Source organism: Maricaulis maris (assembly GCF_003634045.1).
Taxonomy (GTDB): domain Bacteria; phylum Pseudomonadota; class Alphaproteobacteria; order Caulobacterales; family Maricaulaceae; genus Maricaulis; species Maricaulis maris.
In genome coordinates this window covers 284,164-309,167 of record NZ_RBIM01000006.1, presented here as the reverse complement: position 1 = coordinate 309,167, position 25,004 = coordinate 284,164, and the positions used below count along the sequence as shown (strand labels likewise).

Here is a 25,004-nt window from a genome sequence, read left to right as displayed (position 1 = left end):
CCCCTAGCGCCGATGGTACTGCGTCTTAAGGCGTGGGAGAGTAGGTCGCTGCCCGGTCTGCACGATAGATCCAATATCCTCCACAAATATCAAAACAATCAAACCGTCGCTCACGCGGCGGTTTTTTTGTGCCCGAACCCAAGCCTGAAACTCTCACCGGCCCACGCCGGCAAAGTGTCAGACCGCCTGGATTTATCACCAACCGGAAAACACAACGGTGCGAGCGGCAGGCGGATCGAAATGGGCTTGCCAGTCCGCGCCCTGTCCGGCTCGATGCTCATTGCGGAGATGGACAAGGCAGGGCGCGCCTTCCATCGGTCGGTGTTTCACCGGTGCGAAAGCGCTGCAGGATGACGGGTCAGACCGGTAATGAGAGGATGTCATGTGGGGGTTTTATTGGAGCAGATTGTTCGGGATCATCCTGTTGACGATCAATCTGCTCGCATTTCTGAGCACGTCGGAATGGGTCGTAAGCGGTTCGGTTCTGAACCAAGCCGTGGACGCTTGGGGCCAGATCTGCCGGTGGGGATTTACCCCAATTGACGCAGTAGTTGTTCCGCTTGGCTTTGAGGTGACAGAGCAGGAGCGCTTGGCCCTGACGGTCATGTTGTTGATTTTTCTGCCGGGCGCGTTCGTGAAGAATGCGAATGGCGAACGCAGTCTGAGTGGCATGTCGATCGCCATCGGGTTTAGCCTTGTGGGTTTTGCCTGGATGGTTTTTGATGATGCCATCGATCCTGACAACTCGGTGATGCCTTTGCTGGATCCCGAGCGCCAACTGGTCGCCATGCTCAGCCTTTTGGGTTTGATCGTGTGGATTACAAAATTGATTTATTTTGACTTCGAGATGTCGGGTAAAGGGTACTCAGTTGGCAGGAGCACGCGAATGCTTCTGTCCATAGATGGCAGCTATCTCCGAATTTTCGGAAGCTATGTTGTCAATTTGATCGGGGCCTTGCTGATCTTACTGGGCCTGGGGATGGCGGGTCTGCTTACGATCGCGAATTGACCGATAAGGCGTCCTGGCTGACAAGCCATACAGGAACAGACCCGCGCGGAACGCGCCCATCCCCAACCACGCCAGTGGTCAATTGGCGTGCGGGAAATCGCTGTATAATCTTGTCTCCAAATTGGGGGGAATGAATGTCGATTTTTCAACCTGTGTCCTATCACCTCAAAAATCTGACACGGTTTGAGGGCCGGGATTCGCTCGCTGTTTTCCTGCCGTGGGGAATGGTGGGTGTCCAGGTGTGGGGATTTGCGATGATCCTGGCGATCGCACCGGTCATCCTCGAGGTCGCAGGAATCGTCACCGGCCTGTTTGGCGGGCAAGCCTGGATCGTGTCCACGGTGCTCGTCCTGCTGGTCATCCTTGGCCAGATTGCGCTCATGGGCGCGTCAATCACGCGGCGCCTGCATGATAGTGGGCGCAGCCTTGCCTGGGCTGTGCCACCGGCTGTCTTGCTGACGCTGGTTGGCAGCCTGATGCCCCACCAATTCGCACAGCTCCCGGCCAGTGGTGCGGCACCAGACGGTTTCTACGCATTGATGGGCCTCATATTGATCTATCTGCTGTCGGTCTTGCCGCTGATTGGCCTTCTGGGGGCAAATGGCAGCGGTGAACCCAACCGGTATGGCCCGCCGCCAGCTGGCAAGTGACACGAAAAGGACCGATCGGCAGCCCGCTCTTTCCTGTTCGTCCTGTCACACCCGGTCTCAGCGCACACAAGCAATTTATGGGCGGCAGTTGACCGTTTCGCTGCTGGAATGGGACGGGCGCGATGCCGCGGCCCCGGGGGGCGCTGTGTGCCGCGACCGCGTGCGAGACGGTATGCCAGCTCGGCCTAAATCATGTCAGTGAGGATGTCGCACGGTCGCTGCAATCGGTGCGGCACTGACGCATCCGCCGGGCCTGCGCCGCCCGATCAGATCCGCTCGCGCAGCCACAGGCTGGCGATCACCTTGACCCCTTCAGTGACGGGTTCGCCGGCGTGCAGACTTGTTTTCTCGCAGCTACCGTCGGCGGCGACATTGTCAAAGCTCAGGGCATCGCCGCGCCGGCCGGTCCAGCGCACATCAAGGCGCGGGAAGACCGTGTCCCCGCCGGTGAACTCCTCATTCAGGCGTACCAGCGAGGTCGAGACCCGCTGGCCGCGCGCCTTGATGTCCGTGGCGGCATGACCGCCGGAATCGACGATGAAGTCGAAATGGGCCCGGTACTCCTCGCCCGGCCGGTAGACGATCACCGCCAGCGCTTCGCCATGCCGGGCCGGCTGGCCGGCAAGGCAGGCCATGCGTGACTTGATCGCCCAAGAGACGAGATCCATCGCCTGTTCCGGCATCGGCGCGGTCAATGAGCTGCGATAGGGATCGTTTTCCAGCTCGCCACTCTTGGGATTGATGATCTGGGCCGGCTTGAGCAGCGGCGCCGCGCCGACCGTGAGGTAATCGCAGGCGCTCGGCGCGATTGCACCGACCCAGCGCTCGATGCGGGGACTGGTGTTGACACGGTCCGTCGCCGGTGGCGCCGAGGCGAGGGCTTCGGCGATACGGGTGAGGGCGATGTCTGTGTCTTGCGGTACTGCGAAGCCGGGGCTGGCTGGCGCCGCGTCGAGCTTGGCGCAGTGATGCATCAGCCCGCCGGCCATCGGGTGGCCGGAGCGCGCGAGATTGGGGCCGAGATCATCGAGGCAGGCAAAGCGCTCGCCGGCTTCCAGGGCTTCGCGCATCAAGGCTGCGATGGCGAGACCGGACCCGGCGCGGCCGGCCTGGTCCAGCCAGGCCCGGCCGGTCTCTGTTTCGCCCGCCATGATCGCCAGCAGGCCGAGCTCGGTCCGGGCCACCCAGTCGCCGGCCTCGGCCTCGGCTTGCCGCGTCTCGAGGGCGCCCGCCCAGTCCGCGACATCATGACCGATCCCGGCGGCGCGGAAATAGGCGCGGTGCCGGTTGCGCATCACGCTATCCGGTGCGGTGTCGAGGGCGATCCGGACCCGACGGGCTGAATCGGGGCCCGCTTCGGGCAGGCCGCTGAACTGGACCAGCAGGCCCATGGCGGCTTCATCGCCGTCGCAGGTAGCCCGTTCGGCGGCGGAAATGGCGTCGTCATGACGGCCGGCATGCCAGTCTTGCAGAGCGGATCGGGCGATCTGGCTGGGGGGTGTCGAGGCTTGGGTCATGGGGGCCAGTTTAAACCCTGCTTTTGAAAGCTGGCCAAGCGCAGCTATGCTGTTGACCGTACACGGATGTCAGCTTACACACGCGCTCCCGGCACACACCGCCCACCAGAGGCGCTGACCCGGAAGACCCTGATGCGGGGTGGAGCAGTCCGGTAGCTCGTCAGGCTCATAACCTGAAGGTCGTAGGTTCAAATCCTACCCCCGCACCCATTGAAAACCCCGCGCTGTTGGCGCGGGGTTTTTTGGTTTTGGGCGTCTGTCACAATTTGTCTCCATGGTGGACGAGCGATTACCTGTCCCCGGTCGTCAATCCCATCCGCGTCGCATGCCAGCTGGCCTCTGCGCGTGAGGAAATGCCCAGCTTTCGGTAGATTGACTTGATATGGCTGGCGACCGTGCTCTCGGCCAGTTCGAGCGCTGTGGCGACGTCGATATTGCGCAGGCCGCGACCGATCAGGCCAAGCACTTCCTTTTCGCGTGTGGTGAGGTCTTCTTCCGGGTCGGCGGCCGGGCCGGTGAAGCGGAAATGTTCCATGATGCGGCGGGCGATTGACGGCGACAGGGCCGGGGTGCCGTCGGCCAGCTGCACCAGCTGCCGGGTCAGCATTTCGGCGGTGTGTTCCTTGAGGAGGTAGCCTTGTGCGCCCGCTGACAGGGCGGCGACAATATGCGCGTCGTCACCCATTATGGTAGTCACGATCGGGATGGCGTCCGGGCAGACCAGACGCAGGCTGCGCAGGACTTCAAGGCCGGACCCGTCGGGCAGGCCCAGGTCGATCAGGGCGATGTCGCAGTCCTGGCGGGCGGCGGCGGCGAGGCCGGAGCGCATGCTGTCAGCCTCCTCGATCCGGCAGTCGGTGAATGCGGCCCGGGCAATGTCGCCAAGCCAGCGGCGCGTTTCCGCGACATCTTCAACAATCAGAATACGGGTCATCCGTGAGCCTCCTCGCAGGATGGAACCGGCGGGTTTGACGTCACGGGCGCGAGCGGGAAGCGCAGGCAAATCTGCGTGCCGCCGGTGCCGCCATCCAGGGTCAGTTCGCCCTTCAGGCTCTGTGAGCGGCTTTGCATATTGGCCAGACCGTGGCCGCGACCGGTCCGGACCGCTGGCAGGCCGCGCCCGTCATCGGTCATCACAACGCGGGCGACATCGCCCTCGCGGGTGGCGCGGACCCGCATCGTCTTGGCGCCGGAATGCTTGATCGTGTTGCTGACGGCTTCCCGGATAACCGAGCGCAGGGCGTGCGTGCCCCCGGTCGACAGGCTGGGCGTCGCGCCGATATCCATCTCCCAATCGAGCGTGATGCCGACAGCGCCGAGCCGGTCAGCGGTTTCGACTCGCAGATCGGCCAGTGTTTCATCCAGATCAAGACCGGGCGTGGACGCATTGTTGATGATGTCGCGCAGGTCGGTCAGCGTCTCGCGGATCATCAGGTCCTTGCGCTCTCGATCAGCCGAGTGCAGGGCGCCGAGCAATTGGGCACCGATATTGTCGTGCATGTCGCGAGCGATGCGGCCACGCTCCTCGGCGACGCCGCGATCATAGGCGTCACGGCTCGCCTCGGCGTGCGCCATCAGGTCGATCAGGCGACGGGCGAGGTCGCGCTGCGCTGGCCCGAACAGGCCGCGCCCTGCCCATGGATAGCGCAGGATGAGTGGCGGGATCCCGGTCATGGCCGGCAGTCGGAGGGTCAATCCCTCTTCGGCGATCTCGGGCGCATCCACCGGCGCCGGGTCGAGGGTTGTTTCCAGCGGGTTGAAGGTTTCGGTGACGAGCTGGGCCCAGCGTTCCGCCCGGCGACGGCGCGATGCTTCCAGCGCCACGGCCACGACGGCGCCGAACAACTCGTCTTCGCGCAACCGGCTGCGCGGCATGAAGCGCCGGGCCAGGCCATCACGGAGCGGCAGATAGGCGAAGGCGATAAACAGCAAGGACAGGCCGAAGGCCGATCCCGGCCCGATCGGAAACAGGAAAATGAGCGCCGCGTCCAAAGCCACCAGAACAGCTGTGCCGGCGGCGTAAAACAGGATGCGAAACGCCCATTCACCCAGTTCAAACAAGCGGTAGCGGCGCAGGCCCGCCGCCACCCCGATATAGATCAGGCCGAAAAAGCAAAAAGCGTATTCGGCTGTCAGGAGGGGCGGGTATCCGAATGTATTGGGCACCGCATTGAGAACGATAAAGCCACCTGCGCCGAACAGGACGGCAAGACCGAACCAGACCGTGATGGCTCGGGCCGTCGGGTCATGTCGCGCGGCAATGTATTGCGCCGCGACAGCGAGCATGATCCCGACCATTTCCAGGGTCGTGATGAGATGGACGCTCGCCAGGTGGCCGGCGAGATGTCCGGACAGGGCAAGCAGGGTCCAAAGGCCGAAGATGACGCCGATGATCGCCGCCAGGATGCGCCCGTGTTTGAGATGACCGGGATAGACCAGGAAGAGGGCGATGAAGATGATGCCGAAAGCCGATGCGCCGCTCGCATTGAGCATCAACACCATGCGGAAGCTGGCATCAGCGAGACCGCTGGCGTGCACGTCGAGCGCGGCTGCGGCAAATGTGAAGGTCAGTGTGGCGAGGCCCGACAGTGCGAACAGGCGCGTCGCCAGGTCCCGCGGTCGCAAGGCCCAGACCCATCCTGACAGAATGGCGGCGCCGAAGCCGACAATCAGTTGCGGCCAGAGCTTGGCGGGCTGAGCAAAGAGTGGCCGGATATCGCTGCCGGGCGCGACCGGTCGGATGGCCAGCCACAACACCGCAGCCAGGGCCGTCAGGCTGATGATGGCGATCAGCATGAGGCGCATGGCCGGCGCGGTCAGGACAGGCCCGGTTTTCATGGCATTTGGCTTTGCATCTGTCCCCGTCGCGCGATCGCTGGCCACCCTGTCCTCGCTGCCTGTCTGATCGCTTGATCATAACCCGCAGCGACGGCCGACCCGCTCCCCTGAACGGGGGATGGCCGAGTCTATTACAGCGCCATATCGTCCTGAAATCCACTGGGGAACCCGCGCCGCCCGATGCTGCTTGCGGGTGGTGCCCTGACCAGGCTGCCCGCCTCATCGGGCCGTCCTATTCGATCAGGAAGGGGTGACCGCAGCTGGCACCGCGCAGGAAAAGGTCGGCTTCGGCCAGGTGCAGGCCCAATTCTTCGGTCAAGCTGGTAAACTGTTCGACCAGTCCGCCAAGCAGGCCATCGCTCCGCAAGGACAGGCCAAGGGGCGAGGCGTTGACGCCGACCCCTGAACTGGCGGTAGCGGGTGTCCCGTTGGCAATATGGGTCTGGTTCATGCGCACATGCTGACGACGTCCTGATCCCAGATCGACACTCAGCAATGGTCGTCTTGACGTGCGGCTCTCGACGACCAGCCGGGCCGGGCGGGTTTCAACGTCGAAACGGGCATCAATGCGACCATTCGAGCGACAGGAAAGACGGGTGAGTTCGGCGTTGGCTTGGGCCGCCTCGAGCCGGACATCGACGTCGGCCAGGCCGAGCCGGGTTTGCGTCAGAAGATGGAGTTGACGGGTTTCGGCAACGGCGCCGGGATAGCTCGCCGCTCCCATTGGCGGCGACTGCGGTCGTTCTCCGATCGCGAGCGAGAGCGCGGCCAGGCCGGCATCAAGATCCAGGGCGAGCTGATGCTCTGAATTGGCGGCGTAGGCGGTGGCCTCGATCAGGTCCAAGGCCGACATTTCAGTGCCCAGAGGACCCTCCAGATAGGGCATGCGGGTGATGGCCTCGGCGGAGAACAAATCCCCGAGGCGGATGGGCGGCAGGTTTTGCAAGGCGCGTCCCGCGAGCCGGTCGAGAATGGACGGCCCGTCGTCGCCGCTCAATTGGCGGATTGCACTCAGGACGGCGCCGGGTGGAATGTCTGTCGCCAGCAATTGTTCGTAGGTCAGGGCTCGCAAGCGGGTTTCGGCGGCGACCAGGTTGAGGAATGACAGGCTGTCGATGCGGACATCGGCCAGTGCTTCATAATCCATCGCGTCGATCCGCCCGTCATAGCCGATCAGTGCCGCGAGCAGATCACCGGTAACGCCGCCTTCGACGCGGGCGAGCCGGGAACCGATGGCGAAGGATGCGGTATCACGACGCGCCGCGGCGGCCTCGGCCAACAGACGTGAAATCCGTGTCTCACCGTCTTCGTTGATGAGCCGGGCATGCAAGTCAACACGCACGGCATTGATGCGAGACGTGGCGGGATGGAATCGGTCCTGCGGGGCGAGGTCCGGGTCTGGCGTGTAGCGGCCGGTCGTGAGGATCGGCTGGTAGCGCGCGGCATTCAGGCCCTGGTCGGCGATGACCTGTCGGGCGAATTCGGTCGAGTAGTCCTGGTCACGTACGGCCATGAGGGCAATGAGGTCGGCCAGTGCCTGCATTTTGCGGTCTTCGAGATAGCGCAGGCCGTGGTCAAGAATGGAGGCCATCAGGATCGCGATCACGCCCAGCGTCAGGGCGTACATCGGAACGATGGAGCCGCGCTCGTCGTGGAAGAAGTGGCGCATCTCAACTGCCCCCGTTCCGAATGACCTGACGATAGATGTATGGGCTTGCCGGCAGCGGCAGCAGGCCCTCGAAAACGTAGGCGGGGTGCGACTCGACCGAATAGGTGATCAGGACTTCGGTGAACTGGCCGTCATCGTTGATGCGAAGTTCCGCGTCGGCGGGGTTGAGTAGCGGGTAGGCGTCGAGCTTGGCGTCAAAATGGTTGCGCGCGAGCTGTTGGCGTTCCTGGCTGGCAAGGCCGGGTATCGTCGCGCGCCCGGTCTCGGCGATCAGGTGCTGCAGGCTCAGATGGGTCGAGAATACCAGCCCGTAGGCGATGATCCCGAACAGGATCAGGATGGCCAGTGGCGAGAGGATGGCGAATTCCACCGCGCTCGCACCGGAGGTGCCGCGGAAGCGGGCAAGGGTGCGGACGCAAGAGCGAAGTACGACAATATGGCTCTTGTGCCGCCGATCAGACAAACGGGCAGTCATGCGCGTTTCCTCCGGGCGGTTAAGCTTCTTTGTGCTCTCATTGTGCTGTTTCGGCTCAATGTAAGGTAGTCTCATATAGTATGAGGGCTAATTAATTCTGAATCGTGTTGCCTGTTACAACCGAATATTGTGAGTTGGTATTGAAAATTTCCAGAAAAAACAACGAGCTTGGTTCCGTTAAGGAAATCAATCAAAGCGTGTTTTGTGTGATGGGCGTCGCGCCGCGAAGTGTCTGAAGCCCGGCTTGCAGGGGGTAACGGCCTGCCAGATGGGTGGCGAGGCCAGCTATGTGTTGGGTGCGTGGCGAGGAGTAGACCGGTGGCGCAGGATTTGGCATCACGGATATGATTGCTGTGAGGGCCGTTCGCGCATGCACATGACGCATATCATTATTGACGACTTTCTTCCCGAGCCGGAACGGGTTCGGCAGGCTGCATTGTCGTTGGCGTATCCGCCGCGCCCGGAACGGGCGTCGTACCCCGGGCGCAATGCGGCGACGGCCCTCAATCTTGATGGCATCGAGCAATTGGTCGGGCAGATCGTTCACGAGCGAGTTGCACCGGCGCCGCAGTCTTCGCACGCGGTGCCACGTCTGGCGCTTGACGGTGATGGCAGCAGGGCCAGCGTGCACATAGACTTCAATCACTGGTCGGCGATGATTTTCCTGACCCGGCCGGAGCATTGTGTCGGCGGCACGCATTTTTTTCGCCACCGCGCGACCGGTTGGGACCGGGCGCCGGTTTTCCCGGGCGAAGCGGAAGCCAAGGGATTCAAAAATGCTGATGACGCCGTACGAAGCATTCTGGCGGCGGACCAGCAGGATCGGTCCAAGTGGGAAGAAACCATGATCGCCCCGATGCGCTATAATCGTATCGTCCTGTTTCGGGGATATATGTGGCATGATGCCGGCGTCTCATTTGGCGATACGCCGGAAAACGGCCGTCTCATCCTGCCGCTCTTTTTCGAAAATACCGAGGTGGGTTAGGCTGGCTCCTCGAGAAGGCGGGCGAGTTCGCCGAGCTCATTCCGGAGATCATGAGACCGCACCGGGCGGTTCAGCGCGGCTTTCAGCATCGGGGGCAATTTGATCGATTGGCCGATCAGGGGTTCGACGGTGTCCGCAAACTTGGCCGGGTGGGCCGTGGCGCCAATTAGCCAATGGCGGGCTGCGCGGTCGACATCATCCAGTCGGTGCCAGGCTTCCAGCGCTGTCGCCGTGTGCGGGCAGGCGACATAGCCGGTCTGGTCATGGATGGTCCGGATCCGGTGGCGAATATCATTGTCCTCAACCTGTTCGACCCGCGCGACCTGACCGGCCGGCATGTCGCTGAGGCGTTCGAAATTGCTCGGTGCGCCGACATCCATGGCATTGGCCAGGGTCGCGATCGAAGCGCGGCCGGCATAATCCCCGCCTGCAAACCAGTCCGCCAGCGTGGCGTTGGCATTGGTGGCGAGGATGATCGGTCCGATCGGCAGACCGCAGGCGCGCGCCAGGATGGCGGCGAAGGCATTGCCCAGATTACCGGTCGGGATGATGAGGCCGGGCGCGGTTCCGGTCTCGGCAAATGTGTCGAGGGCAGCGCGCGCCCAGTAACTCATCTGCGGCAGGAAGCGGCCGATGCTGATCGAATTGGCGGAGGTCAGATTGTGCCGGGCGGCGAGCGCGGTGTCGGCGAAGGCTGATTTCACCAGCGCTTGGCAGGCATCAAAATCCGCACTGACCCGGGCCGCCTCGACCGGGGCCTTCCAGCAGCATAGCTGGTGCTCCTGAAAGGGAGAGATGCGCCCGGCCGGAAACAGGATGATGGCGCGCGTGCCGGTAACGCCTTCAGCGGCGCAACCGACAGCGCCGCCGGTATCGCCTGATGTGGCGACCAGAACGGTGGCCGGCGCATCGGTGTTTTGACCGAGAGCGCCGAAGGCGCGAAACAGGAAGCGGGCCCCGAAATCCTTGAATGCGCCGGTCGGGCCGTGAAAGAGTTCCAGGCAATCGGGGGCCGTGTCGTCAGTCCCAATGCGCACTCGCGGCACCGGGAAATCGAACGCGTCGGCGCAGATACCAGGAACAGCGCCGTCGAGTTCGCTGTCGGTGAAGAAGGGGCTGAGCAGGCGTCCGGCCAGTGAAGCCAGGTCCGGCGTGTCGGAAAAATCGGCTGGCGAGAAATGCGGCAGGCTTTGCGGCATGTAGAGACCGCCATCGGGCGCCACCCCGGCGCGTAGCGCTTGGCCGGCATCCACGATTGGTGCTTGTCCCCGGGTCGAACGGTATTTCATTCCACGGACTCCACACGCAGGCCGGCCGAGTCGATCGGCGCGTCATAGGCATTGGCGTCGCAATCGGCGGTCCTGAAAGCAGCCGCCATCGCCGTCTCGACGGCCGGCAGGTCCGCCTCCAGCGCCCAGGCGAAGACGGACGGACCGGAGCCGGAGAAGGAGCAGCCGAGCGCACCGGCCTCGATCGCGGCAGCTTGCACGGCGGCCAGTTCGGGCAGGAGTGGCAGGCGTTGTGGCTCGATGAAAATGTCCGTCAGTCCGGCGCGAACCAGGTCAAGATCATTGATCGCGCAGCCAGCGACGAAACTGGCGATATTGCGGGCATGCTCGACCGCGATGTCCTTGCCGATCTGCGGCGCCAACAGTTCGCGGGCGCGCTGGGTTTCCACCTTGCGATCCGGATGGAACAGGATGCAGGCGACCCCGGCGGGCAGCGGTAGGCGGCGGATCAGCGGCGGATCAAGGCGGCCCGCGACGACCAGCCCGCCCATCAGGGCGGCCATGACATTGTCCCAGGGCGGCGGATCGGCGGAGACTTTCTCGCCTTCCATTGCCAGCGGCAGGAGGTCGGACAGGCTGAAGGGCGAGCCGAGCAGGGCATTCACGGCGCCGGCGGCGGCCACCGCCGAAGCGGCGGACCCGCCCATGCCGGCGCTCAACGGTACGCCCTTGTGAATGTCGACCGTGATGCCGCAGGGCGCTCCGGCTTTTTGCAGGACGGCGTTCGCTGCTGCCAGGGCGCAATTGTCGGACACCGCTTCGGGCAGGTGTTCGACCAAGCCGGACACATGGCCCAGGCGGACGCCGGCTTGCTTGTCGCGGCGCACCGTGACGGTGTCGCGCACGGCGTCGAAGGCGAGGCCGAGCACGTCAAACCCGACACCGACATTTCCGATACTGGCCGGTGCGCTTGCGCGCGCCAGCTTTGGTTTTTGGCTCATGCCACCGTCCTCGTGGACATTCGACGGATATGGCTAAGCGGATTCTCGGGCATGTGCGATGCCGCCTTGGCGGGCAGGACGGTGTCGCGCTGGATATCCATGATATCGGCGAAGACGGCTTCCGCCGTCGGCCAGCGGCCGGCGCCCTTGCCGAACACGCCGAGTTGGCCGCCGGGCAGGTTGAGCAGGGCGCCATTGCCTTCATTGACCAGACCGGCGAGCGGGTGGTCCGGCGCCAGCGCCTGGATCTCGACCTTGGCTTCCACGCGGCCATCATGGGTGGTGGCGCAGCGGGCGACCTGTTTGAAGACGAGGCCTTGCTCGTTGACAGCGGCGATGCGGTCGGCGGACAAATCACTCAGACTCTCTCGGCTGATCTGATCGGGGTGGAGCGCGACGCCAAAGGCATGGCGCACCAGGATGGCAAGCTTGTCGGCGGCGTCGTAGCCGTCGATATCGGCGCTGGGATCCGCCTCGGCAAATCCCAGCCGTTGGGCTTCGGCGACGGCTTCGGCCAGTGGTACGCCAAGTCCGAGCTGTCCGAGCACGAAATTACAGGTGCCGTTGAGCACGCCTTCGACCGAGAGCAGCGTGTCTTCAGCGGCCAGCAGGTCGACAATTTCGAGGATCGGCACGCCGCCGCCAATGGTCGCAGAATAGCGCAGCGAGCGGCCGTTTTCCTGTGCGAGTTGGTGCAGGCGGTCGAAATCCAGCGCCATGACGGCCTTGTTGGCCGTCACCAGATGCGCGCCCTCGCGCAGCACGCTTTGCGAGAGCGAGCGTGCGAGGCCGGTGCCACCAATCGTCTCGACCACGATATCGGGATCACCGGCCAACGCCTCGGCGGGATCGGCTGTGAATTGCAAGGCGACGGGCGCGCCGACACGGTGTTGATCCGGATCACGGACCAGGACCGGGTTGAGCGAGAAACGGCCCGGATGGGCGAGGAGATGGGCGCAAACGCCGGCGCCGACAGCGCCATGTCCCAATACCGCAACCTTCAACGGTTTGGCCGCCACGCCGCCGCCGGCGCGCTTTTCGACAGCGGCGATGCGTGTGGCGTAGGGGCGCCCCAGGGCGGCGACTTCGATCACCACGCTTTGCTCCTTGGCGCGGGTGATTGCCTTGTCCTGTACGAGGCCGCGGCTGACCTTGGCGGCTTCGTCATAGTCCAGCTGATCGAGCCGTTTGGCATTGGCGACCTTGGCCGGATCATCGGTATAGACCCCGTCGACATCCTTGATCAGACGCACCCGGTCGGCGCCCAGCCAGTGGGCGAACTCGACCGCGGTCAGATCCGTGCCGCCCCGACCCAGGGTGACCGGCCCGTCCGCACCATCGCCAAAGAAGCCCGGTGCGACGATGACGTCTACGGCACCAAAGCGCGCCAGCACACGCCCGGCGTCCAGCCCGGTCAGATTGGCATCGAGGGCTTCGCCTTCGGCGCGCAGCCCCATCTCATGCGGATCAAGCACGGCCGAGGGGATGCCGGAGCGTTCGAGTGCCAATCCCATGAGGGCCGCCGACTTCAACTCACCGCAGCGGACCAGGCGGGCCAGAAGGGCGTCGGAACAGCCTTGGCCGACATCATTGCCGACGCCGAACAGGGCATCGGTCTCGCCATCAAGGGCGGAGACGACAGCGACCACTTTCTCGCCGGCGCGGACATGCCGGTAAATCTCGTGCGCAGCGCGGGCATAGTCGTCCGGCGTGAACAGGACGGAGCTGCCGAATTTCAACACGCAAAGCTTGAGCGGTCGTTTGGGGAGTTCTGGCTGGGGTTGGTCTGGCAAGGCCATGGGTCGGGTCCTTCGGGTCGGGTCGGTTGGATGTCGGGTTGGGTTTGATGGTTAGGGCTGAAATTCGGACATGAAAAAACCCGCGTCCGGTGAGGGAGCGGGTTCGGTGTGTTGCGGTTTGTCTGGTTCCGCTACGCCACGCCGGCCGCCCCCCTGGTCCAGGAGGTGGTCGTGATAATCATGGTCGTGGTACCGAGGCCGCCATCGATGGCGCAGCCGGTCACGGCCGGGCCCGAAAGGGTCGGCTGGAGGCGGCTGATCATGTCCATGGCGTGGGCCATATCGACAAGTCCTTCGGTAGGCGGGCGACAGCACGATTGCTGCGCTTGCAAAACTTGATGACAAGAGGTGCGCAAAAATTTCGCGCCGTCAAACCCTTTTTGGCAGAAATTCTGTAATCGGGTGTTAAAGGTCACACCCCGGGGCAAGATTTTCTCCGCAGCGCGCGGGCTGGTCGCCATGATCGTGCTGGGGCAAGCTTGAGCCATTCGGCCCGGCTGCGCATCCTGTGACGCTGCGTCGCGATCGGGAGACTGCCATGATCCGCATCATCCTGTCCGTCCTGGCGGGCGTCATCGTCGGCGGGATTGTGACCGGCCTGCTCGAAGCCGTCGGTCATCTGGCCATGCCCTTGCCGGAAGGACTGCTGCCGGAGGATATGAGCGATGCCGATGCCATGCGCGCCGCCATGGCCCAGGTGCCGGATATCAATCGCTTGGCGGTTGTCGCGGCCTGGGCTGGCGGTGCCCTCGCGGCGGGCTGGGTGACCAGCACCGTCGCGCGCTCCCATCATCTTGCCCTCTCCATGATGGCGGGTGGCGGCCTGCTCTTCGCGGGATTGAGCAATCTCATCTTCATCCCCAGCCCGCTCTGGATGTGGGCGGCCGGGCTGGCGGTCTTCCTGCCCATGGCCTGGCTGGGACACAGGCTGGCGCCAAAGCGCGGCTGAGCTCAGGTCGCGCGGAGCGGTTCTGTCTTGTTGTGCGCCCGAGGCTCCACGCCTTGAACGCTTCCCTCGACACAAAGAAAAAGCCCCCAAACCACCGTCATCCTGACGAAAGTCAGGACCCAGTCTGCGACGCACGCTGTTGCCCGGCTTGGCCAAGCCGGGACCGCGAGCCTGGGTCCCGGCCTTCGCCGGGATGACGGTAATTAGCGGCGCGAATGAGGATGATCGGTAGCCCCGGATAGGCGGGCGGCGGCCCACCCAGCCCAGAGAAAAAGCCCCGACCAACCGGCCGGGGCTTTGTCGTGTTCGCGTGTGACGCCGGACCTTACTCAGCCGCGGTCAGTTCGCGCACCTTCGGCGCCGCGGCGCGGACATAGGGCGCCACATGAGCCTCGAAGATCTTGAAGTTTTCGTTGAACATGGCGACCAGTTGCGCCGCGCGGGCGTCATAGGCGGCGCTGTCCGGCCAGGTCGAGCGCGGGTCGAGGATGCCGTCATCGACACCGGGCACGGCGATCGGGACCATGAAGCCGAAATTCGGGTCTTCACGGAAGGCAGCCGCGTTGAGTGACCCGTCGAGCGCTGCGTTGAGCAGGGCGCGCGTGGCCTTGATCGGCATGCGGTGACCGGTGCCGTAGGCGCCGCTCGTCCAGCCGGTATTGACCAGCCAGCAATCGACATCGTGCTCGGCGATCAGCTCGCGCAGCAGGGCGCCGTATTCCGACGGGTGACGCGGCATGAAGGGCGCGCCGAAACAGGTCGAGAAGGTGGCTGACGGCTCGGTCACGCCTTTCTCGGTGCCGGCCACCTTGGCGGTATAGCCGGACAGGAAGTGATACATCGCCTGGGCCGGGGTCAGCTTGGCGATCGGCGGCATGATGCCGAAGGCGTCGCAGGTCAGCATGACGACGTTCTTCGGGTGTCCGCAGCGACCGGTTGCCGAGGCATTGGGAATGGCCGAGAGCGGATAGGCGCCGCGGCTGTTCTCGGCAAGGCTGTCATCATCAAGATCAAGGATGCGGGTTTCCGAATCCATGACGACGTTTTCCAGCACCGTGCCCCACATCTTGGTGGTGGCGTGAATTTCCGGTTCGGCCTCGGCCGACAGACGGATCATCTTGGCGTAGCAACCGCCCTCGAAATTGAACAATCCGTTGGGCGACCAGCCATGCTCGTCATCGCCGACCAGCGTGCGGCTGGCATCGGCGGAGAGTGTCGTCTTGCCGGTACCGGACAGGCCGAAGAAGATCGCGGCATCGCTGCCGTCTTCCTTTGCATTGACCGAGCAGTGCATCGGCATGACGCCCTTGGCCGGCAGCAGATAGTTGAGGATGGTGAAGACTGATTTCTTGGTTTCGCCGGCATAGGAGGTGCCGCCGATCAGCACCATGCGGCGCTCGAAATCGACGCCGATCACGGTCTCGGAGCGACAGCCATGGCGCGACGGGTCGGCCTTGAAGCTGGGCAGGTTGATGATGGTGAACTCGGCTGCAAAATCCGCATACTCCTCGGCAGCGGGAATGCGCAGGAGGTGGCGGATGAAGAGCGAGTGCCAGGCCAGCTCGTTGACCACCCGGACCGGAAGGCGGTGATCGAGGTCGGCGCCGCCGAACAATTGCTGGACGAAGAGTTCCTTGCCCGCCATGTGGGCCTGGAAGTCGGTCCACAGGGCATCGAAATGCTCTGGCGAGATGGCGGCATTGTTATCCCACCACACCTGGGTCTCGGTGGCGTCATCGCGCACCGTGAACTTGTCCTTGGCGGAGCGGCCGGTATGGGCACCGGTCTTCACGACCAGGGCGCCACCTTCGGCGACTTCGGCTTCGCCGCGCTGGACCGCTTCCTGGTAGAGGCGCGCCTCGTTCCAGTTCAGGTTGATCGTGCCGGCCTGGATTCCCAGTGCTGCGAGACCGCCGTCAAGACGTTCGGACTTTGACATGTTTTTCCTAACCCCCAGTGCGCCCGCGACGTCGTTTGGTGCGTCGTCGGGCGGGACACCCGTTATTCCCGATACCGCTTTGAAACGATGCAGGCCGGGCCTTGTTTTCTGGCGGAAGCAAGTCACTTGCCAGTCCCGCCAAATACTCATGGTATGGGGCCGGTAGCAGATCGACAATGTCCAGAAAAGCCAAAAAGGCACGGCTCGAAAACGCAAAAGAGGTGGGGGAAGTTCATGTTATCGCGAACATTTTTTGTGATCATCGCAAATTTTGCTTTTCTTTGCAGCAACATCGCAGAGGCCCAGTCCGAAGCGGTCTCGCAAGACCAGGAGCGGCATTTTCTTCAACTCGCCCTCGACTGCGTTGATCGGGAATACCCGAACAAGATCTCGCATGTGCTGCAGTCCGACACGGACGCCCTGACACCCCGTGCCTTGCACCCGGCCTTTTATGGGTGTTTTGACTGGCATTCCGCCGTGCACGGCCATTGGCTGATCGTCAGGCTGTTGCGCGGCGGGCTGGATGCGGAGGCGGAGTTGGCCGCGACCACCGCGTTGGATGCGCATCTCAACACGGCGGCGATCGCTGGCGAAGTCGCCTATTTCCAGGCCGAGGGCCGGGCCTCGTTCGAGCGGCCCTATGGCCTCGCCTGGCTGCTTCAGCTGGGGGCCGAACTGCGCGAGTGGGACGATCCGCGTGCCCGCCGCTGGTCGCAGGCCCTGGCCCCGCTGGAAGCGGTGATTGCCGATCGTTATCGCAGCTGGCTGCCCAATCTGGCTTATCCGGTCCGGATCGGGACGCATAACCAGTCTGCATTCGGATTTGCCCTGGCGCTCGACTGGGCCCGCACGGCGGGCGATGCGGAATTGGAGGGCATGTTGGTCGATGCGACCCTGCGGTTTCATCGCGAGGATCGGGCCTGTCCGATCCGCTATGAACCGTCCGGTGAGGACTTCCTGTCACCCTGCCTGATGGAAGCCGACCTGATGCGGCGCGTGCTCGATCAAGCGGATTTCGCGGCTTGGCTGACCGGATTTCTGCCCGACATCCCTCATGACGGCTCGGCCGATTGGCTGGAGCCGGGCGTCGTGCTGGATGCCAGCGACGGCAAGCTGGTCCATCTCGATGGGGTGAACCTGTCGCGCGCGTGGAATCTCGAGGCGATCGCCGACTCGCTGCCAGCGGATGATCCGCGTCGCGACAGTCTGATGGCGGCCTCGGCGCGGCATGCCGCGTCCGGCATCGCCTCGGTGACGGGGGATGACTATGCCGGCGGTCACTGGCTCGCCAGTTTCGCAACCTATCTGGTGACCGGTCGCGCGCTCGACATCCCGCGCTGAGCACGCGTCAGTCCGGCAGAGGAATATGCTCGCTTTCGCCGGGCGGCAGGGTGAAGCGGCCATCGGCCGGAAAGCCGGCCTCGGCGGCGCGGGTCCAGTCGCGTCGGGCCTGGTCGATACCGTCCTGGCTCGCCGCGACGAAATTCCAGTTGATGTGGCGCGGGCCAAGCGTGGCGCCGCCGCACAGCATGACCCGGCTGTCGGCCTGTGCCTCCAGGCGGCCCGTCGTGTCATCGGCCAGCACCGCCATCTCCCCCGGGGCAATCGCTTCACCGTCCAGGGTAACATCGCCCTCGACCAGATAGACCGCTTTCTCGGTGTGTTCGATGTCGAGGTCGACAGCGCTGCCCGCCGGCATTTCGCCATGCAGGTAGAAAATCGGTGAGAAGACTTCCACCGGGGCCTCAATGCCCCAGGCATTGCCCAGGATCAGGCGGAAGCGGGCACCGCCACGTTCGAATTCGGGCAGGCTGGCGCCGGGGTGGTGGAAAAAGGCCGGTGCCATGTCCTGCTTGTCCTCGGGCAGGGCGACCCAGGTCTGGATTCCATACATGTGGTGACCGGCGGCGCGTTCCGTGTCAGGCGTGCGTTCGGAATGCACGACGCCATGCCCGGCCGTCATCCAGTTCACATCGCCGGGGCGAATGACAAGGTCTTCGCCGAGGCTGTCGCGGTGTTCCATCGCGCCTTCGAACAGATAGGTGACCGTGGCGAGGCCGATATGCGGGTGGGGCCGCACATCGATTCCCTGACCCGGGGCGAATTGCGCCGGTCCCATCTGGTCGAAGAAGATGAACGGGCCGACCATGCGACGCTTGGCAAAGGGCAGGACACGCCGGACCTCGAACCCGCCGAGATCGCGTGTTCTGCCAGCGAATTTGTGTTCGATCTGTCCGGCCATTGTCTGTCCTCCGACTGAAATTGCAGCCTTGCAGCACATCGGCGTGGCTTGCGCCTGTCGCTGCGGCCTCCATAGTGACGCCCGAACTGTGTCGGGAGGACTTCATGAAATCAATTATCGCGCTTGGAATGACAGTGTTTCTGTCGGCGGAAACACTGGGGCAGGACGGGTTCTCGCTGCCGGCTGACAAGGCTGAAACGGCACAGGCACTGATCGAAACCGCGCTCGAAAGCGATCTGGCCTATGAGATCGTCGAGTCGCTGACGACCCAGGTCGGGCCGCGCCTGGCCGGATCGGAAGCGGAAGCCCGCGGGCGGGCCTGGGGTGAGGCGCTTGGACGCGAGCTGGGCTTTGACCGCGTCAGCATCGAAGAATTCACCATGCCCTATTGGGAACGTGGCGAGATGGAAATCGTCATGACTGCGCCCTACGAGCAGGCGCTGTATGGCTCTGCTCTGGGTGGATCCGGGCGGTCGCCGCGACTGGGTGCCGTCAATGCCGAGATCGTCTATTTCCGCAATATCGACGCCCTGACCGCCATTGAAGACGGCGCGCTCGACGGCAAGATCGCCTTTGTCGACGGCGATGCCATGGTGCCGAGTCAGACCGGTGCCGGTTATGGCCCGTCAAACCAGCGTCGCCGGATTGGCTGGCAGCATGCCGAACGCGGCGGCGCCGACGCGCTGGTCGTGCGCTCGGTCGGCTCGGACAGTCACCGCATGCCGCACACCGGCATGATGAGTTCGCAGGATGGCGAATGGGCCGAGATCCCGGTGATTGCGATCTCCAATCCTGATGCCGACCATCTGCGCCGCCTGCACAATTCCGGTGAGGCGATCGAGATGCGGATACGCTCGACCGCCGGTTGGCGCGGTGAAGTGACGAGCGGCAATGTCGTGCTGGACCTGATCGGCCGGGAACTCCCGGACGAGATTGTTGTCATCGGTGGCCATCTCGACAGCTGGGATGAGGGCACGGGTGCGGTTGATGACGGCGCCGGCGTTGCCATCACGACAGCTGCGGCCGCACTGATCGCGCAATTGCCGGAACGCCCGCGTCGTACGATCCGTGTCGTCATGTGGGGGGCCGAAGAAGTTGGTCTGCTGGGCGCGCGTGCCTATGCCGAACAACATGCGGACGAGATCGCCAATCATGTGCTCGCCACCGAATCTGATTTTGGTGCCCGCTCGATCTGGCAATTGGTCTCGAATGTGTCCGAAGAGGGCACGCCGGCGATCGATGCGGTCGGTGACATTATCGGTCCGCTTGGCATCATCCGTGGTGGTTCGAACGTGCCCGGCGGTGGCCCGGATGTGATCCCGCTGGCCATGCAGGGCGTCCCGACCGTGCGTCTCAACCAGAACGGAACCGATTATTTCGACCTGCACCACACGCCGGACGATACGCTCGACAAGATCGATCCGGACGAGTTGGCGCAGAATGTCGCGGCCTATGCGGCGCTGGTTTATCTGGCTGCGGAGGTCGATGTCGACTTCCGCACCAGCCGCGACGAATAACGCCGCGATGCAACCTGAAATCATGTCGTGATAGGGGCGGGCTACCTGTGGTGGCCCGCTCCTTTCGTTATGCCCCGATCTTGCCCTGATTGATCCAGATTTCAGCGCAATCCGTCCCGCTTTCGTCGCATTGAAGAATTACGCATTAATCATTCGGTCGCTGGGGGGCGTCGGATTCGAGGGACAAAACCAACCCGACCAATACGTCCGTCTGGGACAGGTCGATGGGGGATCCGATGCGCACGACGAACGGCAAGACCAAACGCAAGCCTTGGTTTTCCTACATCCTGATTATCATCGCGCTCGCCAGCGTCATCACGCTGTTCAATTCCGGCGCGCTAAATGCCGGCCGCGGCAGTTTCGGCCTCTTTGTGACCGATCTGTTCGACACGGTTCTAACCGGAACTGCTGACGCCGAACCGGAGCAGCCGACGGCCGTGACGCTCGCTGATGTCGGTGAGAGCGACGGCCTCTTCATCTCAGGCTACCCGTCCTACGCCACCGTCAACCTGCCGGTCGTCCGTGATACGCCGGTCGACCAGGTCCGGCTGGTGCTGCAGGGCACGCAGGACCTGTCGGAAACGGCGATTGCCGCCATGCGGGTCGTGGTCAATGGCGAGCGTGTGCTGGAACGTGTCCTTGTACCCGGCACCCGCGAATTCCGTTGGGTCATCGCCTTGCCGGAAAGCGCCTTGCACGGCCAGGAACTCAATGTCGGCATCCAGCTGCATGGCGATCTGCCCGACGCGTTGTGTCACAATGACCGCTCGATCGGCGCCGTGGTCACGCTGGATTCGCGGTCCGGCATCGAAATGGATCTCAATCGTGCGGTCTCTTCCATGCGCGACGTCGTCAATCTCCTGCCGGCCGAGGTGACGATTGCCGTCCCGGCGACAGGTGAGACGGATTTCGTGCCACTGGCCCTGCGGCTCGGCGCGCGCATGACGCAGCGCGGCTATACCGTGAAATTCATGGATCTGGAGGCGCTTGACCGGTACCGGATCGGATCGCGCGGTCTGATCCTGCTGGGCACCAGCGAGCAGCTGGCCGAGGAAGGGTTTGATCGGTATGTGGGCAATGCCGGGCATGGCGGTGCGGCGACGCTTTGGCGCCAGGGCGATTTCGTCCATCTCGGCCTGACCGATGCCAGTCGTACCGATGTCGCTGACTTCATCACCTCCGACATGTTGCCGCTGGCCCGCACGGCCTTTGTCTCACCGTCGCAATTCGTTGAGTCGCGGGGCAATGAGTTGATGACCCGGTTCGGCGATATCGGTGTCGACACCTCGATCCAGCGGATCTCGGAATCGCGCAGCTGGGACATTGGCTATGGCCTGGCCAGCCTGCCGGATGGTCGGGTGCCGGACCGTCTGCGCCTGGCGATCCGCCTGCCGGAAGGCCCCGGTGACTTCACCAATCTGGTTCACACGGAACTCAATGGCGTGCTGATCGACAGCCGTCACATGGAGACCGGTCGTCTCAATACATTCACCCTGAACCTGCCGCACGAGGTGCAGAATCTGCGCAATGACCTGCGGGTCTCGGTGCAGCGCCACCGCGAGGCCGGGGGATGCACCATCACGGCGCGCCGCTATCCGGTCCAGCTGCTGCCCGAATCCGGCTTCCTCTACGACGAGGAGACGGTTCCGCTGGCCGGGCTCGCCGGATTGCCGAACCTGTTCCGCGACAGTGTCGCCCTGCGTTTCCCGTCCGGCCTGTCGGGCAATGAACGACTGGCGGCGATGGAACTGGGTTCGGAAGTGGTTGCGAGTTTCGTCCCGCTGACGTCGCGGATCGATTTTGGTTATGTCGACCCCGTTGCGGGGCAGGGCAATGTCGCGATGGAGCCTTTCATCGCCATCAATCATGCGCCGTCCAATGTCGAACTGCCGATCAGCATCGACGGGGACCGTATCGAGATGCGGGGGACCCGCCGTGTGAACAGTGCCGAGATCCGCTCGGTCTCAAATGTCGCCATCCTGCAGGCCGTGACCGCAGCGCTTGCTCGTCCGCGTCCGGGGCAGCTGGACCGGGTGGTCGCCGTGCCGGGCCTGGTGGCGCATGCATTCGACACGCCGCCCTCGCTGATGTCCTCGCCGATCGGGCAGGAACACGTCGCAGTGGTGCATGATGAAGGTGCCGTCCTGACCCTCGATTGAGAGGGCGGGGCGGGCCGGTCTACCGGTTCGGCTATTGTGCGATGATCGGTGGCTTTTCGACCTGTTCGATCCGTTCCCCCTCCGGAACCGCTAGTGGTTTCGGCGGGGTGAAGCGACGCTCCTTGGCGGAACCCGGATAGACCAGCGTCAGCGTGGCGCCCAGCGTGTAGTAGGAACGCAGCAGGCGGAAGGCCATATAGGCCGGCATGTAGAGGATCAGATCCGGCCGGCGCCAGAAGGCGACCACCGCGCAGGCCATGATGAAGGGCATGCCGAACATCACCGCCAGCACCGTCGTCAGGTGCGGGTGATCATAAATCCCGCCAAACAGGAAGAAGAGCACGACGCCATAAATGGCGAGCGGTGCCATCATTGCCCGTCGGGCACCATTCATCAGCGTGAAGGGCAAGACCACGGCGCCGGTGATCAGATTGCCCTGGAACAGCATTTCACGGTTATGGGCGGTGACGTGGTAGAGACTGCGGAACCAGCGGGTACGCTGCTCGCGCAGGAAATCCATGCTGTCAGGCACTTCGGTGCGGAACTGGACGCGCGGGTCGGACACGGCGCGATAGCCCAGATTGGTCATGCGCAGGACAATGTCAGTGTCCTCGCCATTCATCTCCTCGACAATCCCGCCGGCCTCCATCAACACGTCGCGGCGATAGATGCAGAACATGCCCGGAATGCCGAGAATGCCGTTGAAGGCGCCCAGTGCCACCTGGAAATAGCCGTGCCGGTTGAGCACTTCGATGGTGCGGAACTTGTCGAGCAGGCCGGTTTTCTTCAGCGGCAGGGGCAGGCCGCCGACCGTGCCGACACTGTCACTGGCGAAATGGCGCATCGCGATGCGCAGGGATTTCGGATCGATCTGGGTGTCGGCATCAATGCGGACGACAAAATCCTCGGTGATCAGTTCCAGCCCGTGATTGAGCGCCTTGGCCTTGCCGGGGATGAGGCTCTCGATCACCTCGCCGCGGGCACAGCGGCATTTGGCGATGGCCTGGCGGGCAATCTCCGCCGTGTCGTCCGAGGAGCAATTTTCCATCAACAGGATGCGCACCGGCCCGTCATAATGGGCTGCCGCTTCGTCGATCGCGTCGATGGTCTGGGCGATCAGGTGCGATTCGTTATGGGCCGGGATCAGGACAGCGACCGGCGGTGAAAAGGCGCGGCGGCGTGACAGGGCATTGCGCAGCGTGCCGAGGGTCGCCAGTTGCACGGTGAAAAATTGCTGTGCCAGGAAAACACCTGGCCCCATGCCGCCCAAGAGCGCCAGATTGCGCAATTGCTCGACCTCGCCGCCATAAAGCGTGATCGCGATGACCGCGCCGATGGCCGAGACCAGCGCCGCGACGCTGACCAGCCAATATTCGTAATACCGGCCCCGGCGCCGCACCGGTGACCCGCAGGGGGCTGGCAGGCGGGCTTGGTTGAGCACGGTGTGCGGGAAGATGGCGAGACCGGACAGTCCGACCAGAATCTGCTGGACATGGACCGGCCATACCGCATCGGCCTGTTGCCAGGACAACAGGGCCGCGCCATCGACGATGGCGGCCACGGCGGCCAGTTTGAACAGGAAGCTGAAGCCCAGTTTCAACCGCGCCAGGATCGGTCCGTGCGCATAAGCCGCGTAGACCACGAAGAAGATCGCCAGGAAGATGCGGATCGGCAGCACGGCATTGAAACGGTCGGCGGTGAAGAAAATCAGGTCGGTCGGCACGCTGCCCGGCCATTGGGCATTGGCCCAGGCTGCGGTCGACAATGCCAGCACGGTCAATGCCAGAAAACTGATCAGGAAACCGTCCGTGACCGAGCGGTCCCGCTTGACGCTGATCCCCTTTGGCGCGCTGTCGACTGAACGGAAAAAGTCTGCAGGCCGCGCTGCCTTGCCCGGTCCGGACCGGTCCTGACGATCCTTGCCTGCCATCGTCTCTCCATCCCCCCGGACATGACCGGATGCTGAACCATCGCGCCCAAATTCGGCCCGCTTGCTACCCTAAGACTTGAAAATATCAAGATTAAGGCGCCAAGGCGATGGCGAAATCCAAGTCGCGGCGATAAGCTTCACGCAACAATACGGACACTCGGGGGGTTCCGCCATGTCATTCCGCTTCAAAACCCTGCTGACCAGCGCGCTGGGGCTGGTTGTGCTGCCCATCGCGGCGCAGGCCCAGGACGCACGTTTCGAATTCCGTTCCGACAATTCGGTCGCCCGCTCCGACCCGTTCATTGACCAGGATGTCCTGGAACCGCAGGGGGCGTTTGATCTCGAGACGGGCTTCGACAGCAATAACTGGCTTCGCATTGTCAAACCGGTCGGTGCCGGACGCGTCTGGCGGTTTGAACAACAGGCCCGGCTGCGTCGCTATGACGAGCGCGATGACCTCAATTCATTCCTGCTCACGCCCCGGGTCCAGTATTGGGCACCGGTGGGTGAACACTGGCAGGCCCGCATCAGCGCCGAGGCCTCCGTGCTCAATCGCGATGGTGATCAGCACTACACGCGTTTTCAGGGCGAGGGGCAGCTTCGCTATCGTCTGGCTGACAATCGCGAGACGGTCTTCCGCGTGCGGGCCAACCAGTATGATTTCGGCGACCAGGTCGTCGCCGGGCTGGACCAGAACCAGCTGCGGCTCGGGATCGAGCAATATGGCTATGGCGAGAACCGCCGTTCAGGCTGGTATGTTGCCGGCTTCCTGACCAATTCCGACGCCGATGCGAACCGGTTCAGTTTTGGCGAGGTGCAGGCCCGTGCCCGTACCTGGTGGCCACTGGGTGAAGACACGCGCGGCGAACTGAGGCTTGAAGCCGGACGCCGCGAATATGACGGCGATTTCTCGGCGCTCCAGGCCTTCGCCCGCGAGGACACCCGCTGGAAGGCGACCGGTCGTGTCGAGCATGGCCTTGGCGAGCGGGTGACGTTGTTCGGCGAGGCCGGCTTTGTCGACAATGATTCCAATATCGACCTGCGCAGTTATTCCGGCGCTGTCTTCCAGATCGGCCTGCGTATTGAAAACCGCTAG

At 63.7% G+C, this 25,004-nt stretch carries 20 protein-coding genes and 1 tRNA gene; 10 read left to right on the top strand and 11 right to left on the bottom strand.

Annotated elements, in window-relative coordinates; all coding sequences use genetic code 11:
- The 3 genes from C7435_RS17275 to C7435_RS13885 form a co-directional block, all read left to right on the top strand.
- Positions 1 to 354 (top strand): hypothetical protein (locus tag C7435_RS17275; RefSeq protein ID WP_233350781.1); only part of this gene is annotated, 354 nt, incomplete at its 5' end.
- Between the two features lie 70 nt (positions 355 to 424).
- On the top strand, positions 425 to 1,009 hold the full coding sequence (locus tag C7435_RS13890; protein ID WP_147422707.1) for a hypothetical protein: 585 nt from the start codon (positions 425 to 427) through the stop codon (positions 1,007 to 1,009).
- A gap of 134 nt (positions 1,010 to 1,143) precedes the next feature.
- Positions 1,144 to 1,659 (top strand): DUF805 domain-containing protein, encoded by a 516-nt coding sequence (locus C7435_RS13885; protein ID WP_121212152.1) that lies wholly within the window; start codon positions 1,144 to 1,146, stop codon positions 1,657 to 1,659.
- Between the two features lie 266 nt (positions 1,660 to 1,925).
- Here C7435_RS13885 and C7435_RS13880 read toward each other — a convergent pair whose 3' ends face one another.
- Positions 1,926 to 3,176 (bottom strand): prolyl hydroxylase family protein, encoded by a 1,251-nt coding sequence (locus C7435_RS13880; protein ID WP_121212151.1) that lies wholly within the window; start codon positions 3,174 to 3,176, stop codon positions 1,926 to 1,928.
- 133 nt (positions 3,177 to 3,309) lie between these two features.
- Here C7435_RS13880 and C7435_RS13875 point away from each other — a divergent pair.
- Positions 3,310 to 3,386 (top strand) — tRNA-Met (locus C7435_RS13875).
- 79 nt (positions 3,387 to 3,465) lie between these two features.
- Here C7435_RS13875 and C7435_RS13870 read toward each other — a convergent pair.
- The 4 genes from C7435_RS13870 to C7435_RS13855 form a co-directional block, all read right to left on the bottom strand.
- The gene (locus tag C7435_RS13870) at positions 3,466 to 4,110 is read right to left on the bottom strand and encodes a response regulator (RefSeq protein ID WP_121212150.1); all 645 of its coding nucleotides are present in this window, start codon (positions 4,108 to 4,110) and stop codon (positions 3,466 to 3,468) included.
- Positions 4,107 to 6,014: a sensor histidine kinase gene (locus C7435_RS13865; RefSeq protein ID WP_121212149.1), complete on the bottom strand. Its 1,908-nt coding sequence runs from the start codon at positions 6,012 to 6,014 to the stop codon at positions 4,107 to 4,109. Before C7435_RS13865 ends, C7435_RS13870 begins: the two co-directional genes overlap by 4 nt.
- Before the next feature lie 232 nt (positions 6,015 to 6,246).
- Positions 6,247 to 7,683, bottom strand: coding sequence for a Tad domain-containing protein (locus C7435_RS13860; RefSeq protein WP_121212148.1), 1,437 nt, complete (start codon positions 7,681 to 7,683; stop codon positions 6,247 to 6,249).
- 1 nt (position 7,684) lies between these two features.
- Positions 7,685 to 8,158 carry a TadE/TadG family type IV pilus assembly protein gene (locus C7435_RS13855; protein WP_170150480.1) on the bottom strand — a complete coding sequence of 158 codons (474 nt, stop codon included), beginning with the start codon at positions 8,156 to 8,158 and terminating at the stop codon, positions 7,685 to 7,687.
- Between the two features lie 268 nt (positions 8,159 to 8,426).
- On the opposite strand from C7435_RS13855, the gene C7435_RS13850 reads away from it, so the two are divergent.
- Positions 8,427 to 9,143: a DUF6445 family protein gene (locus C7435_RS13850; RefSeq protein WP_147422706.1), complete on the top strand. Its 717-nt coding sequence runs from the start codon at positions 8,427 to 8,429 to the stop codon at positions 9,141 to 9,143.
- Here the strand turns inward: C7435_RS13850 and thrC are convergent.
- From thrC to C7435_RS13835, 3 genes are read right to left on the bottom strand one after another with little or no spacing between them, the layout of a single operon-like run.
- Entirely contained in the window at positions 9,140 to 10,432 is a 1,293-nt protein-coding gene (thrC, locus tag C7435_RS13845) for a threonine synthase (protein ID WP_121212145.1), read from the bottom strand. The genes C7435_RS13850 and thrC overlap by 4 nt on opposite strands.
- Positions 10,429 to 11,373 carry a homoserine kinase gene (locus C7435_RS13840; RefSeq protein WP_121212144.1) on the bottom strand — a complete coding sequence of 315 codons (945 nt, stop codon included), beginning with the start codon at positions 11,371 to 11,373 and terminating at the stop codon, positions 10,429 to 10,431. The genes thrC and C7435_RS13840 overlap by 4 nt, the downstream gene beginning before the upstream one ends.
- Complete coding sequence (locus tag C7435_RS13835; protein ID WP_121212143.1) at positions 11,370 to 13,172, bottom strand: homoserine dehydrogenase; 1,803 nt, start codon at positions 13,170 to 13,172, stop codon at positions 11,370 to 11,372. Before C7435_RS13835 ends, C7435_RS13840 begins: the two co-directional genes overlap by 4 nt.
- Positions 13,173 to 13,710: 538 nt before the next feature.
- Here C7435_RS13835 and C7435_RS13830 point away from each other — a divergent pair.
- Positions 13,711 to 14,121, top strand: a complete 411-nt coding sequence (locus C7435_RS13830; RefSeq protein ID WP_143742944.1) for a hypothetical protein — start codon at positions 13,711 to 13,713, stop codon at positions 14,119 to 14,121.
- A gap of 325 nt (positions 14,122 to 14,446) precedes the next feature.
- Here the strand turns inward: C7435_RS13830 and C7435_RS13825 are convergent, their stop codons facing one another.
- Positions 14,447 to 16,060 (bottom strand): phosphoenolpyruvate carboxykinase, encoded by a 1,614-nt coding sequence (locus C7435_RS13825; protein ID WP_121212142.1) that lies wholly within the window; start codon positions 16,058 to 16,060, stop codon positions 14,447 to 14,449.
- 234 nt (positions 16,061 to 16,294) lie between these two features.
- Here C7435_RS13825 and C7435_RS13820 point away from each other — a divergent pair, with 234 nt between their 5' ends.
- Entirely contained in the window at positions 16,295 to 17,401 is a 1,107-nt protein-coding gene (locus C7435_RS13820; protein ID WP_121212141.1) for a DUF2891 domain-containing protein, read from the top strand.
- A 7-nt stretch (positions 17,402 to 17,408) separates the two neighbouring features.
- On the opposite strand, the gene C7435_RS13815 is transcribed toward C7435_RS13820, so the two are convergent.
- The gene (locus tag C7435_RS13815) at positions 17,409 to 18,302 is read right to left on the bottom strand and encodes a pirin family protein (protein ID WP_121212140.1); all 894 of its coding nucleotides are present in this window, start codon (positions 18,300 to 18,302) and stop codon (positions 17,409 to 17,411) included.
- 104 nt (positions 18,303 to 18,406) lie between these two features.
- On the opposite strand from C7435_RS13815, the gene C7435_RS13810 reads away from it, so the two are divergent.
- Positions 18,407 to 19,819, top strand: coding sequence for a M20/M25/M40 family metallo-hydrolase (locus C7435_RS13810; RefSeq protein ID WP_121212139.1), 1,413 nt, complete (start codon positions 18,407 to 18,409; stop codon positions 19,817 to 19,819).
- 236 nt (positions 19,820 to 20,055) lie between these two features.
- A complete protein-coding gene (locus C7435_RS13805) occupies positions 20,056 to 21,978 on the top strand; it encodes a hypothetical protein (protein ID WP_121212138.1) in 1,923 nt (640 codons plus the stop codon).
- Between the two features lie 31 nt (positions 21,979 to 22,009).
- On the opposite strand, the gene C7435_RS13800 is transcribed toward C7435_RS13805, so the two are convergent.
- Positions 22,010 to 23,908: a glycosyltransferase family 2 protein gene (locus tag C7435_RS13800; protein WP_121212137.1), complete on the bottom strand. Its 1,899-nt coding sequence runs from the start codon at positions 23,906 to 23,908 to the stop codon at positions 22,010 to 22,012.
- Between the two features lie 172 nt (positions 23,909 to 24,080).
- Here C7435_RS13800 and C7435_RS13795 point away from each other — a divergent pair, with 172 nt between their 5' ends.
- Positions 24,081 to 25,004 (top strand): BamA/TamA family outer membrane protein, encoded by a 924-nt coding sequence (locus tag C7435_RS13795; RefSeq protein ID WP_121212136.1) that lies wholly within the window; start codon positions 24,081 to 24,083, stop codon positions 25,002 to 25,004.

Excerpts from the sequence above, each read along its gene's own strand:
- C7435_RS13885 (WP_121212152.1), top strand. The coding sequence starts at position 1,144 with ATGTCGATTTTTCAACCTGTGTCCTATCACCTCAAAAATCTGACACGG.
- C7435_RS13880 (WP_121212151.1), bottom strand. The coding sequence starts at position 3,176 with ATGACCCAAGCCTCGACACCCCCCAGCCAGATCGCCCGATCCGCTCTG.
- C7435_RS13870 (WP_121212150.1), bottom strand. The coding sequence starts at position 4,110 with ATGACCCGTATTCTGATTGTTGAAGATGTCGCGGAAACGCGCCGCTGG.
- C7435_RS13865 (WP_121212149.1), bottom strand. The coding sequence starts at position 6,014 with ATGAAAACCGGGCCTGTCCTGACCGCGCCGGCCATGCGCCTCATGCTG.
- C7435_RS13860 (WP_121212148.1), bottom strand. The coding sequence starts at position 7,683 with ATGCGCCACTTCTTCCACGACGAGCGCGGCTCCATCGTTCCGATGTAC.
- C7435_RS13855 (WP_170150480.1), bottom strand. The coding sequence starts at position 8,158 with ATGACTGCCCGTTTGTCTGATCGGCGGCACAAGAGCCATATTGTCGTA.
- C7435_RS13850 (WP_147422706.1), top strand. The coding sequence starts at position 8,427 with ATGGGTGGCGAGGCCAGCTATGTGTTGGGTGCGTGGCGAGGAGTAGAC.
- thrC (WP_121212145.1), bottom strand. The coding sequence starts at position 10,432 with ATGAAATACCGTTCGACCCGGGGACAAGCACCAATCGTGGATGCCGGC.
- C7435_RS13840 (WP_121212144.1), bottom strand. The coding sequence starts at position 11,373 with ATGAGCCAAAAACCAAAGCTGGCGCGCGCAAGCGCACCGGCCAGTATC.
- C7435_RS13835 (WP_121212143.1), bottom strand. The coding sequence starts at position 13,172 with ATGGCCTTGCCAGACCAACCCCAGCCAGAACTCCCCAAACGACCGCTC.
- C7435_RS13830 (WP_143742944.1), top strand. The coding sequence starts at position 13,711 with ATGATCCGCATCATCCTGTCCGTCCTGGCGGGCGTCATCGTCGGCGGG.
- C7435_RS13825 (WP_121212142.1), bottom strand. The coding sequence starts at position 16,060 with ATGTCAAAGTCCGAACGTCTTGACGGCGGTCTCGCAGCACTGGGAATC.
- C7435_RS13820 (WP_121212141.1), top strand. The coding sequence starts at position 16,295 with ATGTTATCGCGAACATTTTTTGTGATCATCGCAAATTTTGCTTTTCTT.
- C7435_RS13815 (WP_121212140.1), bottom strand. The coding sequence starts at position 18,302 with ATGGCCGGACAGATCGAACACAAATTCGCTGGCAGAACACGCGATCTC.
- C7435_RS13810 (WP_121212139.1), top strand. The coding sequence starts at position 18,407 with ATGAAATCAATTATCGCGCTTGGAATGACAGTGTTTCTGTCGGCGGAA.
- C7435_RS13805 (WP_121212138.1), top strand. The coding sequence starts at position 20,056 with ATGCGCACGACGAACGGCAAGACCAAACGCAAGCCTTGGTTTTCCTAC.
- C7435_RS13800 (WP_121212137.1), bottom strand. The coding sequence starts at position 23,908 with ATGGCAGGCAAGGATCGTCAGGACCGGTCCGGACCGGGCAAGGCAGCG.
- C7435_RS13795 (WP_121212136.1), top strand. The coding sequence starts at position 24,081 with ATGTCATTCCGCTTCAAAACCCTGCTGACCAGCGCGCTGGGGCTGGTT.